The 20,138-nt window shown below is 43.2% G+C and carries 11 protein-coding genes; 9 read left to right on the forward strand and 2 right to left on the reverse strand.

Annotated features, from left to right (window positions below):
* Position 1: 1 nt before the first annotated feature.
* The 9 genes from BLS35_RS15390 (at position 2) to BLS35_RS15430 (ending at position 16,227) form a co-directional block, all read left to right on the forward strand.
* Entirely contained in the window at positions 2 to 1,624 is a 1,623-nt protein-coding gene (locus BLS35_RS15390) for a S41 family peptidase (protein ID WP_090782578.1), read from the forward strand.
* Between the two features lie 24 nt (positions 1,625 to 1,648).
* Positions 1,649 to 2,794, forward strand: coding sequence for a TlpA disulfide reductase family protein (locus BLS35_RS15395; protein ID WP_165973311.1), 1,146 nt, complete (start codon positions 1,649 to 1,651; stop codon positions 2,792 to 2,794).
* A gap of 263 nt (positions 2,795 to 3,057) precedes the next feature.
* Positions 3,058 to 3,618 carry an RNA polymerase sigma-70 factor gene (locus BLS35_RS15400; RefSeq protein ID WP_090782582.1) on the forward strand — a complete coding sequence of 187 codons (561 nt, stop codon included), beginning with the start codon at positions 3,058 to 3,060 and terminating at the stop codon, positions 3,616 to 3,618.
* Between the two features lie 68 nt (positions 3,619 to 3,686).
* Positions 3,687 to 4,880 (forward strand): FecR family protein, encoded by a 1,194-nt coding sequence (locus BLS35_RS15405; RefSeq protein WP_090782584.1) that lies wholly within the window; start codon positions 3,687 to 3,689, stop codon positions 4,878 to 4,880.
* A gap of 218 nt (positions 4,881 to 5,098) precedes the next feature.
* Positions 5,099 to 8,473, forward strand: coding sequence for a TonB-dependent receptor (locus BLS35_RS15410; protein WP_165973310.1), 3,375 nt, complete (start codon positions 5,099 to 5,101; stop codon positions 8,471 to 8,473).
* A gap of 12 nt (positions 8,474 to 8,485) precedes the next feature.
* On the forward strand, positions 8,486 to 10,048 hold the full coding sequence (locus BLS35_RS15415; protein ID WP_090782588.1) for a RagB/SusD family nutrient uptake outer membrane protein: 1,563 nt from the start codon (positions 8,486 to 8,488) through the stop codon (positions 10,046 to 10,048).
* Positions 10,029 to 11,111, forward strand: coding sequence for a DUF6528 family protein (locus BLS35_RS15420; protein ID WP_090782590.1), 1,083 nt, complete (start codon positions 10,029 to 10,031; stop codon positions 11,109 to 11,111). The genes BLS35_RS15415 and BLS35_RS15420 overlap by 20 nt, the downstream gene beginning before the upstream one ends.
* A gap of 54 nt (positions 11,112 to 11,165) precedes the next feature.
* On the forward strand, positions 11,166 to 13,052 hold the full coding sequence (locus BLS35_RS15425) for a beta-N-acetylhexosaminidase (RefSeq protein WP_090782592.1): 1,887 nt from the start codon (positions 11,166 to 11,168) through the stop codon (positions 13,050 to 13,052).
* A 13-nt stretch (positions 13,053 to 13,065) separates the two neighbouring features.
* Positions 13,066 to 16,227 (forward strand): glycosyl hydrolase, encoded by a 3,162-nt coding sequence (locus tag BLS35_RS15430; RefSeq protein WP_090782594.1) that lies wholly within the window; start codon positions 13,066 to 13,068, stop codon positions 16,225 to 16,227.
* A 49-nt stretch (positions 16,228 to 16,276) separates the two neighbouring features.
* Here the strand turns inward: BLS35_RS15430 and BLS35_RS15435 are convergent, their stop codons facing one another.
* A complete protein-coding gene (locus tag BLS35_RS15435; RefSeq protein WP_090782596.1) occupies positions 16,277 to 17,905 on the reverse strand; it encodes a sodium/sugar symporter in 1,629 nt (542 codons plus the stop codon).
* 23 nt (positions 17,906 to 17,928) lie between these two features.
* The gene (locus tag BLS35_RS15440; protein WP_090782598.1) at positions 17,929 to 20,136 is read right to left on the reverse strand and encodes an alpha-N-acetylglucosaminidase; all 2,208 of its coding nucleotides are present in this window, start codon (positions 20,134 to 20,136) and stop codon (positions 17,929 to 17,931) included.
* Between the last annotated feature and the right edge of the window lie 2 nt (positions 20,137 to 20,138).

Here is a 20,138-nt window from a genome sequence, read left to right on the forward strand (position 1 = left end):
GATGAAAAAGAGTTATAAATTGTTATTAGCCGCAATGTCGCCAATATGGATATTGTCGGCACAGGCGCAGATGAACCCAAAGGTGAAGCTGCAGGAAGCATTGAAATTGATCCAGGATAATTACGTGGACCCTGTGCAGGATGAGAAAATTGTGGATGTGGCCATCAAAGCAATGATCAGCGATCTGGATCCGCATTCCAGCTATGTGAGCAGGGAAGAGGCAGAAGCAATGAATAGCGCGATGCGCGGTAGTTTTGCAGGAATTGGGATCAGCTTTGCAATGATCAATGACAGTACTTTCGTGACTTCGGTAAATCCAGATGGGCCCGCTGTACGGGCAGGATTACGCCAAGGCGACCGTATCACGGGTATTGATGGTCAGTCTATAGTAGGAAAAGGCTTAAAGAATCAGGAAGTGATGAAGATGCTTCGTGGGGAGAAGGGTAAAGAAGTGAGCCTGCAGCTGATGCGTGGCGAAATGACCGAGCCCATTTTGCTCAAAGTAATGCGCGAGCAGATAGCAGATCTGTCCATCCGCGCTAGTTACATGGCCAGCAAAGAAATTGGCTACATCTCGCTGGGCATCTTCAGTGAATCCACACGTAGGGAAATCGATGCTGCTCTCAAAGCGTTAAAAGCGCAAGGCATGAAAAAACTGATCCTGGACCTACAGGGTAACGGTGGCGGATATGTACAGGCGGCTATAGGGGTAGCAGACGAGTTTTTACCTAAGGAAAGTACTGTGTTTTATTCGGTAGGACACGATGGAGGTAAGGATTATTATGGTACGGGTGGTTTTGGACAGTTCATGACAGGCGATTTGGTGGTGCTGATTGACGAATCTACAGCTTCATCGAGTGAGATTGTAACTGGCGCATTGCAGGACTGGGATCGCGCAGTTGTTATCGGCCGCCGCAGTTTTGGCAAAGGATTGATGCAAAAGCCGGTAACAATGACTGACGGCTCGGTATTACACTTGACAGGCGCAAGGTATTATACCCCTTCAGGAAGATCAATTCAGAAGCCCTATACAAAGGGGAAGGCTGATTATTTTGAGGACTTTAACCGTAGAATGGCTTCTGGTGAATTGAAAGAACCGGGACATTTTAACTTTCCGGATTCGCTGAAGTTTAGTACGCTGAACAATAAAAAAACGGTTTATGGTGGCGGTGGTATCATGCCAGACCGCTTTATTCCAATCGACACCAATTTATACAGTAATTGGATGGCCCGAATCATGAACAGTGGGCTGACTACTAAAGCGGGATTCGATTTTGTGCAGCAGCATAGAACTGCTTTGTTACAGAAATACCCAGATTTTCAGGCTTTTAATACGGATTTTAAAGTGGATGACTTGATGCTGGACAGGATCATGGAACAGGCCAATGCACGTTATAAGGGGATGCCGGAAAAATCTGATGTAGCAGCTCGGAATAGCCTGTCAGTAGAATTGAAGTCGGACATCGCTACCCTGCTGTATACAGGACGGGACTATCAGTTGCGTGTGCGTAACGAAGCCAACGAGAGTTTTCTGGCTGCCGTTGAAGTATTGAACGACCAGTCTTTATATAACCGCATGCTGAAGGGCAATGGCAAAGCCAAGAGCCTGAACAAAAAGAAATAACACAGTAAAATAAGAATGAAAAAAATGAGAAAGACAATTTTATGTTTATTGGCGGGAATGGCACCTTTGTGTCTTGCTGCACAGACCGGATATACCATTAAAGGACAGATAGGTAAGTTGAACAAGCCCGCAAAAGCTTTTTTATTGGTTAGATATACAGATCGGGTTGATCTTGATTCTACACAGATTGTAAACGGGAAATTTGAGTTTAAAGGGAAGATGGATTCGCCAATGGAGGCTCATTTACGTGTGAGACACGATGCTACACCGGATCATCCTTCAAAGATGTCGACTTATGATGTAAAACCTTTACTATTGTCCAATGAGGCAATTAGCGTTACAGCTAAAGATTCGATCTCAAAGGCGGTGATTACTGGTTCAGCTCTGAATGCTGAAAATGATAAGGTAACGGCATATCTTAAGCCTATCTATGGGAAATATGAAGCATTGAACAATGAGTATAGAGAACAGCCGGAAGCAAAAAAGCAGGATCAGGCCTATATTCAAAGCTTAGAGGTACGTGCAAAAGCGATTGAAAAGGAAATACTGGATGCTAAACTATCTTATATTGAGAAGAATCCGAATCAACATATGGCCTTGATGGCTTTTAGTTCTTTACTGGGCCCCGAGTTTGATGTATTGGCCATGGAAAAGATTTTTCTTAGCCTTAATGAGAATATAAGAACTTCTTACCTGGGAAAACAGGTAGGTGCCAAGATTGCTACTGCGAAAAAAACATTGGAAGGTGTAGAAGCTGCTGATTTTGCCCAGCCGGATGTGGATGGGAAAATGGTGAAACTATCAGATTACCGTGGTAAATATGTGTTGATTGATTTTTGGGCTTCCTGGTGCGCACCTTGCAGAAGGGAAAACCCTAACTTGGTGAAGGCATACGATCAATATAAATCAAAGGGTTTTGAGATCCTTGGGGTGTCGATGGACAAAGCAAGTGACAAAGCAAAATGGTTGAAGGCAATCGAAGATGATAAATTGACCTGGAAACAGGTGGCTGATCTGAAAGGATGGGACAATGAGGCCGGAATGCTGTATGAAGTAAAAGCAATACCAATGAATTTTCTGATTAATCCGGAAGGTAAGATCATTGCGAAATACCTTCGCGGAGAGGAACTTTCAAAGAAACTCGAAGAGATTTTTAAAGGGAAGCCTTAGTCTCAGATTTGCTGTTTTCTTCAAAACATAAATATTTTTTTATTTAGTTTGACGGGGAGCATACTACCGGAGTAAAATTTTCTAAAGATTTTTCTCCGGTTTTTTTATGCCTTAATCTCTTGTTAATGAGGTTAAAAAAACACTTTTCTGGATAGACCGGACTTACAATTTCCCTTAATATAAAGTTAATATATAACGGCTTGCTTAATTGCGGAATTTTTCTGCAACTTTATCTTTATAGTATTAAGCGAGATATAAGACCCATGGCTACCTACGGCAAATTTACTGAAGAGGAATTGACTGCCTTGCTTAAAGAGGGAGACCATGCTGCATTTACCGAGATTTATCATCGGTATTGGAAAAAACTGTTTTACATTGCCGGAAAAAAGCTGGGCAATCTGGAAGAAGCAGAGGAAGTGGTACAGAATATTTTTATGTCGCTCTGGAACAGAAGAGCGGTAATCATCATCACTACTACTTTGGGTGCCTATCTAACTACCTCTGTAAAATACTGGATCATTAAAATACTGGATAAGCAGTATCATCAACAGAAATATACGCAAAGTATTGCCAGTAATGTGTTGGACGATTCGACCCAGCAATGGCTGGAGTTCCTGGACCTGAAAGAAATTCTGGACAGGTACATCTCTGAACTGCCCGAAAAGTGCCAGCTCGTGTTTAGCATGAGCAGAAACCTAAACATGTCCCAGAAACAAATTGCCGAAGAACTCAATATTTCTGAAAAGACAGTTGAAGCGCATATGGGAAAGGCGATAAAAACTTTACGAACAAGGTTTAATCAGTTCTTTTTGACCTTATTATAATTTTTTTTTGAATGTAACTAAGGGATTTTCATTTTAGGATGGATACTATAAATACAGGCCCCTAAGAAATGGAACATTCGGAAGAACTACAAAGATATAGATACCTAGCCTCGAAATGGCTGGACCATACCATTACCGAAGACGAGCTCAAAGAGTTTAATAATTGGTATACTGCAAATCTTGATGCACCATTAAACATTCCGGGTTCTTTTGCCGCAACTGAATCGGTGCTGGAAGCAAGGATACTCAAAAAATTAAACGATAAATTTGGAGTAGTAGCGGAAAGCAATAGACACAAGTTACATGGCGGGGCAAAAATCAGCTGGCTAGTGCGTATTGCAGTAGCTGCTTCCATCCTGATTGCCATGGCTGCGGGATTATGGTTTTATCAGAATCGAACAATAGAGGCCCAGTTACAGATTGTAACCCAAACAGACATTCCTCCTGGTAAAAATACGGCTATGTTAACCTTCTCAAATGGAACAGTCGTACAACTCAGCGACGCCAGGAAAGCAGTCTTCATCAACCAGGAAAAATTAAAATACAATGATGGCACTGTAGTGGGGATGGGGACCGAAGCCAAGGGCATTGCAGCCAGTGAACTGATCACAGCAGCTACTCCAAAAGGGGGGACTTACCAGGTAATTTTATCTGACGGAACCCATGTCTGGTTAAATGCTGATAGCAAATTGTCATTCCCCTCACAGTTTACCGGAAATAGCCGCACAGTGACCCTCAGCGGAGAAGCGTATTTCGAAGTCGCTAAAAATAAGGCAAAGCCATTTGTTGTGAATTATGGTAAATCAGCGGTAGAGGTTTTGGGCACCCATTTCAACATTATGGCCTATAAAGACGAAGCAGCTAGTAAAGTTACTTTACTTGAAGGGGCGGTTAAAGTAAACAGTGGAGCAGAAAAAGTTGTGCTGAAGCCGGGGCAACAAGCCGAAATTTTGGAAGAGAAGGGGGCAGCAATTGCACTAAATAATGATATAGATACGGAGCAGGTCATAGCCTGGAAGAACGGATATTTTATGTTTGCCAATGAACCTGTTGAGAGCATCATGCGTAAAATATCCCGCTGGTACGATGTAACGGTTGTTTATGAGGATAACCAGCAGGATAAGGCCTTATGGGGTACCGTGTCACGTTTCAAAAATGTATCAGAGGTTTTAAGACGCCTGGAACTCACCGGAGTGGTACGCTTTAAAATGGAGAATCTGAATGGTAAAGGAAAAGAAAGGAGGATAATTGTTATGAAATAGCGATACACCATTTCAGCATAATTATCTAAAAAACCAGGAGCGATTGCAGCGCCCCCGGTTTACCCGCATAAATGCGGTTTAGGTGATCATTGCCTTTAGAGACATTATAATAAGATCGAACAAATTATTAAACCAACCTAATATTCAAAGATATGGAAATTTATCCTTATGAACTCTGTAATATAAAATGTTACAGGGGTTATAAACTAATCTTGATCATGAAACTAATAGTTTTTTTTCTCCTCACTAGTTTGCTGCAGGTAAGCGCCAGTGGCTTTGCCCAGCGGGTAACATTGTCAGAAAAAAATGCGAAGCTTGAGCAGGTTTTCAGTAAAATACGAAAGCAAACCGGTTTTGATTTTTTATGTGATGCAGATATTATCAAGCAAACCAAACGGATTACCTTAGATGTTAAAAACAGTCCACTGACAGCTGTGCTGGAGAAGTGCTTTGAAGGACAAAAGGTGTCTTTCAGTTTTATAGATAACATGATTGTAGTCAGGAAAATCACAGGCGCCCAACTCGCTGAATTAAAAATTGTGACTATAAAAGGGATCGTAACGGATACCAAAGGACAGCCATTGCCCGGGGTGTCGGTTAAGCTGAAAGGTGCTTCTTCCGGAGCTGCAAGCACGAACCGGGAAGGGCAGTATACCATAACTATACCGGAGTTATCCGGCACGCTAGTTTTTTCTTTTATGGGTTTTACCACAAGGGAGGTTCCAGTTGAAGGAAGGACCAATATAGATGTACAACTAACAGAGTCGAACACCGCATTGAACGAGGTGGTAGTAGTGGCTTATGGAACACAGACGGCCAGGAACCTGGTGGGATCTGTTGCAAGTCTGTCAGCCTCAGATATCAAAGACCAGCCAACCGGGACATTTGCCGAACGGCTCAGTGGAAAGCTGCCTGGCGCCCAGGTAGCACAAACAACGGGTCGCCCCGGGCAGGGTATGGACCTGCGTGTACGTGGCGCAGCGTCATTAGGTACCAATGTAAGGCCTTTAATTGTAGTAGATGGGCAGCCCATGCCGGCAAATCCCGATAACATCAATAACATCAACGCTGATGAGATAGAGTCGTTTACGATTCTGAAGGATGCCTCATCAACTGCTTTATATGGCTCAAGGGCGGCAAATGGTGTAATCATCATTACTACAAAAAGAGGAAAAGCTGGCGCTACGCAAATCAATTTTAATTCTTATTATGGGGTTGCTTCCCTCATGAAAGAACTCATCCCTCCTGTAATGAATGCGAACCAGCTGGCCACCTACATGAAGGGCTTTTATGAGGACAAGATCAAATATGAAGGTTTTACCGGTGCCGTACCTGCAGTATATCAAAACCCTGAACAATATGGCGTAGGCACAGACTGGTTTGATGTATTGACCAGGAATGCCCCGGTCCAAAACTATAGCCTTTCCATCAATACGGGTAATGAAAAATCGTCTTTTAGTTTGATAGGCGGCTATTTCAATCAGCAGGGCATACTTAAAAATACAGGTTACAAGCGGTTTTCTTTAAGGGCCAATGGAGATATCAATTTAAACAAAAGCATCAAAATCGGTTTTGGTGTAGCACCATCTATCCAGCTGGAACACAACATCAGGCAGGGAACCGGATTTAATGTTGACGGCCAGCGGAATATATTTGCGGCCGCTTCGATGATGCCTACTATGGGGTCGCCCTATAATCCAGATGGCTCACTGGCATTGGGTATCTCAGGTTTTACCAATCAGTTTGTTTGGGCAAATCCACTCCGGCAGTTGCTGGAAGTAAAGGATGATGCCAACAGGATCCGTGTACTGGCTAATGTATTTACAGAAATAAAACTTACTAATGATTTTACTTTTAGGGCATCAGGAAGCGCCGATATTGGAAATATGGCCCGCAACAGGTTTATCCCATCTACCTCTATAGGTGGTTTTAATGCTTTGCCTATTGAAAACCCTCCGCCAGGTAACAATACGGCACTGGGGGAGACATTGAGCAATAGCGACTATACCTGGCTTAATGAAAACACGCTTACTTATCAAAAGCGTTTTGGACAACATTCATTGCAATTACTGGGTGGTCTTAGTCTTCAACGCTCAACCGGTTTGGCAAGCGACATGGTAGGCCGTGACTTTCCGGACGATAAGATCCCCTACTTAAGTGCAGCCACACGTTTTACGACCAACACTTCAAGCTTTAACGCCTGGTCTCTGATGTCTGTATTGAGCCGGTTAAACTACAGTTATAAAGATCGTTATATCTTACAGGCCACCTTAAGAAGAGACGGGTCCTCCCGTTTCGGCGACAATTACAAATGGGGTACTTTTCCGTCGGTTGGTGCCGCCTGGATTGTGAGTGACGAAAATTTCCTGAAGAATGTACCAAAAATAAGTTTTCTGAAATTAAGGGCTAGTTATGGATTAACCGGAATGAATGAAATCGGTAATTATACTACTGCAGCCAGTATAGGTAACGCCAATTATGTTTTTTCAGGTGGCCTGGCCCCGGGAAAAGTACAAAACAGCCTGGGCAATCAGGATCTAGCCTGGGAACGTAATAAGCAGTTTGATGCAGGGCTTGACCTGGGACTGTTCGATGACCGCATCAGTTTCACTTACGACTACTACAATAAGCTGACATCGGGTTTATTGTTTTCTGTTCCTGTGCCACAATCTTCTGGTTTTGCCACAGTGCAGGATAATCTGGGCGATATTAGCCAGTGGGGGCATGAATTCGTGTTGAGCACTAAAAACATGACCGGTAGTTTTAAATGGAACACAAGTGTCAATATTTCCCTTAACAGGAACACGGTTAAACGGATTGGATTGAACAATATTTCGTTTGCAGATTCGCCTACAACTACGCTCAACGAATTTACGGATTATCGGACGCTGGTTGGTAAGCCTGTTGGTCAGTTCTATGGTTATATATTTGACGGGATCTTTAGGAACCAGGCCGAAGCTGATGCGGGCCCTAAATATTATGGTACGGGTACAACAACGCTTTCCCGCGCCGGAACAGTCAGATTTAAGGATTTAAACGGCGATGGAAAGATTACTTATCCGGAAGATCAGACAGTGATTGGTGATCCCAACCCGAAATTTATTTTTGGCTTGAGCAATAACTTTCAATACAGAAACTTTGATTTGAGCATAGCTATCTCGGGTACCTATGGAAACAAATTGAAAAACGGTATGCAGGAAAGTACTTACAACCTGGATGGGGTATTTAACGGGCCTCCGGAACTGCTCGACCGCTGGCGGTCGGAAGAAAATCCTGGAAATGGCAGGGTTGCACGAACTTTAGCGGGTACCACAGGAGCTTACCGTACAGACAATACCTTGTTTATTTACGATGCCTCGCACCTCACCATCAATAACGTTGCACTTGGTTATAGCTTTAAAAAGTGGAGGACACCATACATCAAAAACCTGAGGATATATACCTCTGTGCAGAATGCCTACATTTTTACCAGTTACCCTGGCAACCCGGAGGTAAGTGCCGGAGGTCTTGCATTTGTAACCCAGCAGGGGCAGGACCTGGGGGCCTATCCACTTCAACGGACCTTTACGTTTGGTTTAAACCTGGACCTTTAAAAACCGATTAAAATGAAAAAGATTACTTACTTCATCATAATAGTGTTGAGTTTTATGGAACTATCGTGTAAAAAGTTCCTTGACGAAACCAACCCCAACAACATCACATTGGGTAACTATTTTAAAAGCGAAAATGACTTTACTCTGGCTGTCAATGGCGCTTACAATCAACTGCGTGGGCTTTACAACAGCAAAAGTGCCTGGACTATGGGCGAAATGCGATCTGATAACACACATTACGATTATAAGTCATCAGATCAGGCCGTTGCTACCGTTAACCGTTGTGCTGTTGCTGATTTTCTGGACGATAAATTTAACAACCAGACCCCGCCCAAATGGAATGCAGGTTTCAATACGATTTCGGCAGCAAATGTAATTATAGACCATATTGATGACATTACTTTGCCCGAGGCCAGCCGCAATGCTATCCTTGGCCAGGCTAAATTTATCCGTGCCTTAGCCTATTTTGATCTGGTGCGATACTATGGCGCATTGCCTATTTACTCGCGTGCACCCCTTACACGAGCAGAAACCTATGTTCCCCGTTCCTCAGTTCAGGAAGTGTATAACCTGATTATTGCTGATGCCACCGATGCTGCGACGATGTTGGTAGGCCCGACTTTTCCTCAAACAGGTCGTGCAACAAAAGGTGCGGCTTTGACATTGCTTGGTGATGTTTACATCAACTTAAAAAAGTATGACCTGGCAGAGCTGGCCTTAAAACAGGTAACGACAATGGGTTATAGCCTGTTCTCGAATTATAGCGATGCCTTTCAGCTAGCCAATAAAAATGGAAAAGAATCTGTTTTTGAGATACAGTTCAATACAGCTCTGGCAGTGCCGCAGGCTAACGTAGATGCTTCCATTTATAATTTTTTACCGCGGATGGTTAACTCTACAGTGGTGACAGGGGTAAATTACAACAACGTCACTACGGTTGGAGGCTACAATACACCTACCCAGGATCTGATCAGTTCTTATGAGTCTGGCGACCTGCGGTTGGACGCCAGCATAGCTATTGCAGAGGGTACTTTCAATGCAACGGATGATTTTACGGCAACCGGGGTAAAATCAGTAGTGGGGTATACCGCACCGGTAGGCAGAGTGGGCCGTCCCTTTCCGAAGAAATTTCTGCATGCCCATACCATTGGCGGGCAAACGAATGACAACTGGCCCGTTTACCGTTACGCTGAAACTTTACTGTTGCTAGCCGAAAGCCTGATCGAGCAAAATAAAGGCGGCGAAGCCTTACCTTATCTGAATGCTGTAAGAAACCGGGCTTTCGGTAATGCTACGGCTAATATTACAAGCACAGACCAGACCGTATTGAGGGCAGTTATCCTGAAAGAAAGAAGGGTAGAGCTGGCCTTCGAAAATAAACGCTGGCTGGATTTGGTGCGAACAGGAAATGCCATTACAGTAATGAATGCTTTTGGTGTTAAGCAAAAGTTGCTATACAGTTACCTGCAGTCCGGAAGTTACAATGTCGTTCAAGAACGTCTGCTCTTTCCGATACCTAATGCAGAAATATTGCTAAATGATAAACTAACGCAAAATGAAGGATACGGACAATAACTATGTTAGTATGAAAAGAAACCTGATCTTATGTGCCATTTTTACCGCAGGACTAATCTGGTCCTGCGGTAAAAATAATACTACAGAACCACCAGTTGTTACGCCTCCTTTTGTGAGCAAGCCGCCTGAGGCTTTTGCAGGATTTCTGACGGTACTGACCAATGATGCCAGTAGAAAAATTGAGATCTATGACCCTACAGTGGAAAACTGGAATTCAGCCGAAGCAAAGAAATGGTCCTGGACCCCTACGGTTTCACTTGGTTTTGTGACTGCCGATGTCAATACTTTTGGCGGAGGTACGGATTTTAAACTCAGAAAAGTACCGGTATGGAACAATGCCGAATATGCAGCCATTACAGATAACAGTTTTGCCGCTATTGTTGAATACCCTTCCGGTCAGCGGAAATGGTCAAAGCGCCTTAGCGGGAACCTTCATTCGGCAGAATTGCTTCCAAATGGCAATATCGCCATTGCAGCATCCGATGGAGGCTGGGTAAGGCTTTATGCCTCCTCACAAGGTCCTGATCAGGAATATTATGCTGAGTATCCCTTGATTTCTGCACATGCGGTTTTGTGGGATCCCACTACGAATGTACTTTGGGTTACAGGTCAGCATGCCACAACCAAAGCACATATCCTCACTGCTCTTGCCATTAGCGGTACAGATGCCATGCCTGAACTTACGGAAATTGCTTCCTGGAGAACAACGATTCCATCATCCTGGGGGCACGAAATATCTCCATATTTTGGCGATAACAATCTGCTTTGGGTAACCAGCAATGGTGGAGAATATGTGTACAACAAAAGCACAAAGACCTTTTCGGTTGCACCAACAGCAGGCCTCACTTTTGTAAAAGGGATGGCTAACCAGCTTAGTGGACAAATTGTGTTGACCCGACCGGACTACAATAAAAATCCGCGACCCATTATGAATTGCGGTTTGAATGACTGGAGTACGAGTACGGTGGATTTTTATTCTTCCAAAGGGCAGTTAGATGGGACAAGGGTGGTAAATGGAGCCTGTTTTTATAAAGTTAAGCTGCTGAACAGCAATTATCAGTAACCGATCTTTATTAGGGGCTATCCATTCATAGTAAATTATTAATCTTTAAATTATATGAGATCAACTATAAAGAGGGTATGTATATCTATGTCCCTTCTGCTCGTATTTGCCCTTGCAAAAGCGCAGGATAGTGACATCAGAACCACTATTATCCCGGCACCGGCAAAGATTGAAAAACATGAGGGGCAATTTGTATTTAATGACCAGACGATCATCACAACAGATGATATGGTTGCACAACCCATTGTCCGGATTTTTAAAGCATATCTTTCTGCTCGGAGCAAATCTGGCAGGGTACAAAGTAAGCGGAACAGCATACGGTTTACCAGCAAAGGGGCTGATGATTTGCCTGATGAAGGCTACAAGCTAAACATTACATCGGAAGCTATAGTGATAACGGGAAAAAAGGCGGGACTGTTTTATGGGATGCAATCACTGATCCAGTTGCTTCCCATTGAAGCTGCCGAAATCCTAAGATTGCCCTGCATGAACATTACAGACTACCCAAGGTTTGCTTATCGAGGCTTGATGCTTGATGTATCGCGTCATTTTTTTTCCGTGGCTCAGATTAAAGAGCTGCTCGATATGATGTCGCAATATAAGTTAAATCGTTTTCATTGGCATTTAACCGACGACCAGGGCTGGAGAATAGAGATTAAAAGCCTTCCAAAGCTTACGCAGGTGGGGGCTTTTAGGGTGCCACGTAATGGCGACTTTGGTGCTATGGAGGCCCCCCGGCCAGGGGAAAAGGCAACCGATGGAGGTTTTTATACCCAGGATGAGGTACGGGAGATCATCAGGTATGCAGCAGAAAGAAACATCCAGGTGATGCCCGAAATAGACGTTCCGGGCCATTCTATGGCTGCAATTGCAGCCTATCCACATCTTTCCTGCACACAGGACACCAGCATCAAGGTAAGCCCGGGTAGCAGTTTTGCCAAATGGTTCCCTGATAAGAAATTTGAAATGTATATAGACAATACACTTAACCCCACAAGTGAAGAAACTTATGTGTTTTTGGATAAGGTTTTTACAGAAGTAGCAGCCCTGTTCCCTTATGAATACATACATATAGGCGGCGATGAGTGCTATAAGGGTTTTTGGGAGAGAGATGCAGGTGTACAGGCCTTCATGAAAAAAATGAATATCGGCAGTACCCATGAACTGCAGGACTATTTTACCAGCAGATTGAACAAGATCATCCGTTCAAAAAACAGAAAACTAATTGGCTGGGATGAGATCTTGGATGGAGGGCTGAATGACCAGGTTGCCATAATGAACCGTTTTGGAGAGAAAGGGGCAATAACCCAGTTAAAGAGAAAGCTGAACATTGTTCTGGCACCGGGAAATAATGGTTTGTATTTTGATTATGCGCAGAGTCGTTCGGATATGGAACCCATCAACCACGGCGGTTTTTCACCGGTTTGGAAAGCCTATGGCTACAATCCTGAATATGAAGGACTGAACGAAGAAGATAAAAAGCACATCATGGGCGTTTCCGGTTGTATATGGACTGAAAATATCCCTTCTATTTCCAAACTGCAATACATGATATTTCCAAGAATGTTTGCGCTGGCAGAGACCGCATGGAGCCAGGAATACAATAAAGATTATAAAGGTTTTGCTGAAGTTACCTTGCCGAAGCATCTTGAAAAACTGGATAAAGCGGGCTACAATTACCGGGTGCCCACACCTTTTGTCTATACCGACACTACCCTTACCGGAAAGCATTTTCACTTTGACTTGAAGGTGCCAATGGCCGGGGCGAAAATATATTACACCTTGAACAACCGCTTGCCCGGCGATGCAGATCATGAATATCAGGGACCAGTAACCTTTGATATTCCGGAGGGAAAGAAAAGGATATTGAAAATAATTGTGATTTCGCCCTCAGGCAGAAGGAGCGTAGTCACCAACATTACATTGGATAATAGCAATTAAAGAAAACACACAAATGAAATTAAAACAACTATTAACCCTTATTCTGGCTGTGGGCCTGTTTCTTCTACTCGGCTTTCAGCTAAGAGATGAACAGACCAACCCCAGCAGTTTTGAAGTCTTGAAAAAGACCTTTAAAAACCCTGTTGAAGCATATGGTACAACGCCTTTTTGGGTTTGGAATGCTAAGGTAAGCAGGAAGCTTATAGATTCGATGATGCTCGACTATAAGAAAAACGACTTTGGCGGAGTAATCGTTCATCCAAGACCCGGGCTGATCACCGAATATTTGTCAGAAGAATGGTTTAGCCTATTTGATTACACCATGCAATTGGGTAAAAAGCTGGGACTGAAGGTATGGATCTATGACGAGAACTCGTATCCTACTGGTTTTGGCGGCGGCTTGGTCCCAGATCAGATGCCGGAATCGTACAACCAGGGACAGATGCTTTATATGAGCGAGGTTGACCAGCTTCCGGATAGCCACACAGATATTTTCATTGCGTTGAAAGCAGTAAACGGAGCATATGTCGATGTAAGTTCAAGCCTGTCGGCAGAGAAAGGCAAAAAGGGGAAGTACCGGATTTTCAAAAAAGTGAATTACGAAAAGTCAAACCGGGGTACAGTAGCAGGTCCTATTGGTTCCTCTTATGTAGATCTGATGGCCAAAGGTGTAACCCAAAAGTTTATGGATGTTACCTTCAAAGGATATGAAAAAGTTGCAGGTCATGAGTTTGGCAAAACTGTTCCGGGTATTTTTTCTGATGAGCCGACCATTATTAATGAGGGGAAGGATTGTGTACGTTGGACGCCGGATCTGTTTGCCCATTTCAAAGAGAAATGGGGTTACGACCTGAGCCTCCACCTGCCATCGCTGTTTGAGGAAACAGGGGACTGGAGAAAAGTTAGACATAACTATTATCAGACGCTGTTACAGTTGTTTATAGATCGCTGGTCTAAACCGATGTTTAATTATACACAGCGGCACAACCTGATCTGGACAGGACATTACTGGGAACATGGCTGGCCCAGTCCATATCATGGTCCCGACAATATGGCCATGTACGCCTGGCACCAGATGCCGGGAATAGATATGTTGTTTAACCAGTATAATGAAGAAAAGCCGGTTCAGTTTGGTAACATCAGGGCTGTTAAAGAGTTAGGGAGTGTTGCCAGTCAGTTGGGTAAGCAGCGTACACTCTCTGAAACATATGGTGGTGGAGGTTGGGAACTTACATTTAAAGACATGAAGCGCCTGGCCGACTGGGAGTTTGTATTGGGGGTGAATTTTATGAATCAGCACCTTTCGTTCATGACCATTACCGGGGCCAGAAAATACGATTATCCGCCAAGTTTTTCTTATCATGAACCCTGGTGGCCATTTTATAAAACGCTGAACCAGTATTTTGCTCGGTTGTCGCTATGCCTGGCCAGTGGTCAGCAAAAAAATGAAGTACTGGTTATGGAACCTACAACTTCTGCCTGGATGTATTATTTCAGGGGCAAGGAAAACAAGCGCTTCTTTGAAATCGGGAAAAGTTTTAACGATTTTGTGACCACCCTGCAAAAGGAACATATAGAGTACGACCTTGGTTGCGAAAATATAATCAAAGATCAGGGGAAAGTTGAAAATGGAAAGTTCATTATCGGACAGCGTGCCTACAATACTGTAATTATCCCCCCGGGTATGGACAATATTGATGCCCCTACGTTTAACCTGTTAAAAGCATACGTTAGCCAGGGTGGTAAAGTAATTCTGTTTGAAAAACCTGCCTTTGTGGATGGGAATTCCGGTGTTGCGGATGAGTTTTTTGCGACTGATAAAGCAAATGTGCTGCGGGTTAGGGATGCAGCGCAAAAGCAGATCATCAGGGAACATCTGTTGCCTGCAGATTTCAAAATATCTGCTACCAGCAGCCAGGGGATAGGCGGTAACCTTTACTATCAGCGCAGGCAGTTATCTGATGGACAGCTCGTCTTTCTTTCCAATGCAAGTATGGATGAGATATCTAAAGGTAAGGTAGTGCTTAAGGGTAAAGATGCACTGGTTATGGACCTGTTTAGCGGAGAAATACGGGATTATCCTGACAAAGAGGATAAAGGTAAGCTGGAGTTCGACTTTGATATCCCGCCAGCAGGCAGTCTGATGGTCTTTGTGTCAGATAAGAAACAGGCAGGTTTTAAGGTAATTGATCCGGTACTTCCTAAAACTCTTGTAAAAACAAACCCCGCCAAAGTTATCCGTCCTGCTGAGAATTCGCTGATGATAGACTTTTGCGATCTGGAATTAAAACGGCCCGATACCGCATACCGGGATCTGCATGTTGGCGTAGCTTCTAATACCGCCTTTAAGCATTTCGGGTTTAAAGATGGTGTGGGTAACCCCTGGAATAATCGTACGCAGTTTAAAAATAAGATAGTTGACCGAGACACTTTTTCTGTAGGAACCGGATATACGGCAACTTATCATTTTGAATTGGCAGGAAATGTTAACCTGAAGCACTGCCGTGCCGTAGTAGAACAACCTGGTCTTTGGCAGAGTGTATCGGTAAACGGAGTAAAGATAAATGCCTTGAAAGGTGAATGGTGGCTCGACCGCTCTTTTGGTGTTTTTGAAATCGGTAAATACCTCAAACCAGGTAAAAACAGTCTGGCCTTATCGGTTTCGCCTATGCGTGTATATGCAGAGATAGAACCGGTATATATTCTGGGTGATTTTAACCTTGTTCCGGCTGCCAAGGGCTGGAAACTGGTGCCCCCGCAAGCACTTGGATTCGGTCCATGGAATAAACAGGGGCTACCGTTATATGGGCAAGGCATTAAATACGTAAAGAAATTCCAGGTTCAAAAAGCAGGAATGGAGTATATTCTCAGACTGAAAAAGTGGAACGGTACAGTTGCTGCAGTAAAAGTTAATGGTGTGCTGGCTGGAATTATCAGCTCAGAACCCAATGAGCTAAAGATAAGCCCCTATCTTAAAAAGGGTGACAACCGTATTGAGGTAGAAGTGATCGGAAGCCTGAAAAATTTACTGGGACCGCACCACAATATGCCTTTGCCGGGACTGGTAGATCCGGGTAAATGGTACAATGTTAAAGTCTATCCTTCAGGAAATGATTATCAGACCTATAGTTACGGCCTGGAAGAGGATTTTGAGTTGTTGAGGCAGGTTAAATAGTTTACAAAAAGCCTTAGAGAGAGAAAAATCTAAGGCTTTTTGGCGTTTTTTACCAGAAAATAGTGTAAAGTGCGGTCAGGATTCCCATGATCAGAAGAGAACCCAATGCAAAGCTGGTACTGATTTTAAACATCGAGGTATCCACTTCAATAGAATGGGGATCAGCTTCATCTTTGGGCTTCATCAGACTAATGACGATCATTACAAGTACAATAACCACAAAATCAATCGCCATTCTGTCTAAAAATGGATAATCCGGAAAAGCGCCATTTGTCCAGACCGGAAGGAACTTAAGTACTGTTGAAAGCGGAATGGTTAACAATGCACCCGTCATGGCTGCAGTTGTTGTGGTGCGTTTCCAGTAAAATCCAAGCAAGAAAATAGCCAATACACCCGGGGAAATGAAACCTACATACTCCTGGATGAACTGATAAGCCTGATCTAGTGATTTTAAGGATGGGGTTACTATGGCTGCTATAGTCATAGAAATGGCCACTGCCCAACGTCCAACAAGAACCATCTTTCTATCGGAAGCTTCCTTGTTAAAATACTTTTTATAAATATCAAGTGAAAAAATAGTAGATATACTATTGGCTTTACCTGCAAGTGAAGCTACAATAGCTGCTGTAAGCGCGGCAAAAGCAATTCCCTTTAATCCCGGCGGCAATAAATTCATTAGGGTAGGATAAGCATGATCGGGTTTGAGGACACCAGCCTCTGACATTTCTGCCTGAAATAAGCCTTTGTTATGTAGTACATACATCACAATCCCCGGAAGCACAGCGATGACCGGTACTAATAGTTTTAAAAATGCAGCAAATAAAATTCCTTTTCGCGCAGTATTCAGATCAGCACCCAATGCACGCTGGACAATATATTGGTTACAACCCCAATAGGCCAGGTTGTTGATCAACATCCCACCGATCAATACAGAAAGTCCAGGAAGTTCTTTGTAATATTTATCAGAAGAATCAAATATCATGTGGAAATGATCCGGAGCCTCATTCCGTAAAATAGAAAGTCCTTTGAAAATATCATTGCCAAATCCATATTCATTAGAAAGGAGAGATAAAGCCAGGTAAGTGGTAATTAAACCACCAATAATCAACACCAACACCTGTATCACATCGGTATAGCCGATTACCTTCATGCCGCCTAAAGTGACGATCATAGAGAACACACTCAGCCCTACAATACACCATTCAAAACTGATATTGGATATAGATGAAATGGCCAGCGCCCCCAGGTATATGATAGAGGTTAGGTTGACAAATACATACACCAGTAACCAGAATACCGCCATAATGGTACTTACCTTGTCGTTGTATCGCTTTGATAAAAACTGCGGCATGGTAAAAATCTTATTCTTTAAATAGACCGGTATAATGAAAATGGCTACAATGATGAGTGTTGCTGCTGCCATCCACTCATAGGAAGCAATGGCCAGACCTAAGGCAAAGCCTGAACCCGACATACCTATAAAATGTTCTGCCGAAATGTTAGAGGCAATTAATGACGCTCCGATTGCCCACCAGGTTAGTGAACCCTCAGCCAAAAAGAAATCTTTTGAGCTGATATTTTTTGTTTTCTTTTTATGATAGATATAGTAGCCATAGGAAGATATGGCAATAAAATAAATAAAAAAGACTATGTAATCTGCGGTTTGTAAGTGGTTCATTATTTGGTTCGGTTTAAATTTGATTAATGCACGTTGGCTATAATCTTACGGTATTTTGTATGTATTTCGAGCGCTGTTTTTATAGGATCTCCGATTGTTTTGACAGGATAGTCTTTTCTTGAATTTACCCATTTCCATTCCCATTGCATAATTTCTTTTTCAAATGCAATGAAATCAATATGCTGATTAGCTTGTAAGGCAGTCTGCGCTTTTAGAAAAAACTGTTGCCACCTGGGTTTATAGAAGTCGCTCAGCAATCCACTCCATTGTCTGCAGGCATACTCATGAAGTGGGTTGCTCGCATTACCCCATAAAGTAATCAGGTCTTTCGCGTTCATTTCATACAGTGATTTTTCGGACTCATTGTTACCCCATTTTCTGGCATCTTCTACCCATGGGCCCAACAGGAAGTCTTTTCTTGTAGCCAAGAGCTTATCCATATCATCAATGATCTGGATAAATTTTGCGCTTTCTGTTTTGAATAGTGGAAGATTACCCGCTTTATAAGCATTCACAAAGTTTCTTTGCACAGGCAACGCATAGTTGGCCATCACCTGTCTGGTTAAATCAACCAAATCGTATTGGAAGCCATCACTTGTTTTACACAATGGGATTGCTTTTATGAGTTCATCCCAGGCCGGCAGTAAGTCTTTAGCATCATAGTTTAAAGATGTTTTTGTCCACCTCGTCATAGAATCCAGTGTTGGCCGGGCTTGAATGATTGATTCTGCGCCGTCACGTATGTATTTGTTGGCAGGCACATTGTAAACGGTGTTTCTCAGGATATTCCATGCTTTTAAGGCATGAGGATCTTTTTTTCCATAGCGATTGGTCACAAATTTGGGTAGCCAGGTTGTTAAATCGATCACTTCGCTGCGCCATATATTGGCTGTCATTAGCTCATATAGTACCGGGTTTTGCTCAATGCCTTCCATCGTTAGCCCGATTCCTCGCATGTTGCCTCTCTTTGGATCATGGAGCGCCTCAGCCGGTGCTTTCGCGATCACATCCATTCTGCCAAATAAGTTGGTGTTTCCGCCAAAATTATGTAGCATGTTCCAGATCCATGGCTTACCATAAAAGGCTTCTGTACGTTTCCATACCGGTTCAATTTCTGTAGCCAGGTCAAGCAAAATCATTTTGTCATTGGGTACGGCCTTAAGTAGTGCTTCAGTCTGAGCATCTCTCCAGAATTTTCTGTCACTATAAAAAAGCCAGCCTTGCATTACCCATATTGCATCTGGATCAGCCAGTTTCATCCCATCGTATACTTTCTTGCTCAATCTACCCAGAAATTCAGGATCATCCGATGGCGGTTCATTTTCATTAAAGGTATCTGCAGAGTAAAGATGGTCAGTTCCCAGCAATTCGGTTTGTTTTTCCAGAAACCGTTTACCGATGCTTGCAAACATTGGGTCTTCGGCGTCTAATATGTAAGTATCGGCAAAACCATTGGTCCAATTGGTAGCTTTAAGCTTTGCTTTGGGGAACTTATTCTTGAATGCGGCGGGTACATGACCTGTGAAAGCAGGTAGTACAGGTTTCATACCCAATGCACGCTGACGTGCGAGGATCTGCTTTTGCAGTTTAAAATGGCTTTCCATCCAGGAAAGTGGGAGAGGTCCACCCCATCCATCTATATTGCCCATCCAAAACCAGCCAAAGTACGCAGGTCCGGTAAAAAAATCTTTCAGATCAGCGTCACTAAAGCCCATCTCTTTATACAAAAGATACCAGGTATATTCTTCTCCAGTGATGGCCAAAGGCATGTTAATGCCGTGTAAGGCCATCCAATCAATTTCCTTTTCCCATCGTTTCCAGTCCCACCAACTCATGCTATAATTGAAGGTGCAATAATTCAGGTAATACCTGTACTCGTAAGGCGTGTTTTTCCTGATTTTTTTTTGAAGCAGTGGAAGCTTTGTGGGTAAGTTCAGGTTGCTGCCATTCCAGGTGATCTGACAATGGCCATATTCAGTTAGATAATGATATAAGGCAGAAGCAATAGCAACTCCACTACTACCTCTCAAAATGATCTTTGTACCCTTACTTTCAATTTCGAAAACATCAGTGCCGTTTTCAGCAGGAATATTTTCTGTAACAAATGATTTGTAATGACTGGGCAATGTTCTGACGATCAGCTCATTCGAGGCCTTCAAATCTGTCTGTGCATTTACCTTAGCTGCCGTTAAGGTAATGATGGCAGCTATTAAATATATTGTCGACTTCATTC

The organism is Pedobacter sp. ok626 (assembly GCF_900100435.1).
Classification (GTDB): Bacteria; Bacteroidota; Bacteroidia; order Sphingobacteriales; family Sphingobacteriaceae; genus Pedobacter.

Coding starts and splice junctions, on each gene's coding strand:
- BLS35_RS15390 (WP_090782578.1), top strand. CDS start 2: ATGAAAAAGAGTTATAAATTGTTATTAGCCGCAATGTCGCCAATATGG.
- BLS35_RS15395 (WP_165973311.1), top strand. CDS start 1,649: ATGAGAAAGACAATTTTATGTTTATTGGCGGGAATGGCACCTTTGTGT.
- BLS35_RS15400 (WP_090782582.1), top strand. CDS start 3,058: ATGGCTACCTACGGCAAATTTACTGAAGAGGAATTGACTGCCTTGCTT.
- BLS35_RS15405 (WP_090782584.1), top strand. CDS start 3,687: ATGGAACATTCGGAAGAACTACAAAGATATAGATACCTAGCCTCGAAA.
- BLS35_RS15410 (WP_165973310.1), top strand. CDS start 5,099: ATGAAACTAATAGTTTTTTTTCTCCTCACTAGTTTGCTGCAGGTAAGC.
- BLS35_RS15415 (WP_090782588.1), top strand. CDS start 8,486: ATGAAAAAGATTACTTACTTCATCATAATAGTGTTGAGTTTTATGGAA.
- BLS35_RS15420 (WP_090782590.1), top strand. CDS start 10,029: ATGAAGGATACGGACAATAACTATGTTAGTATGAAAAGAAACCTGATC.
- BLS35_RS15425 (WP_090782592.1), top strand. CDS start 11,166: ATGAGATCAACTATAAAGAGGGTATGTATATCTATGTCCCTTCTGCTC.
- BLS35_RS15430 (WP_090782594.1), top strand. CDS start 13,066: ATGAAATTAAAACAACTATTAACCCTTATTCTGGCTGTGGGCCTGTTT.
- BLS35_RS15435 (WP_090782596.1), bottom strand. CDS start 17,905: ATGAACCACTTACAAACCGCAGATTACATAGTCTTTTTTATTTATTTT.
- BLS35_RS15440 (WP_090782598.1), bottom strand. CDS start 20,136: ATGAAGTCGACAATATATTTAATAGCTGCCATCATTACCTTAACGGCA.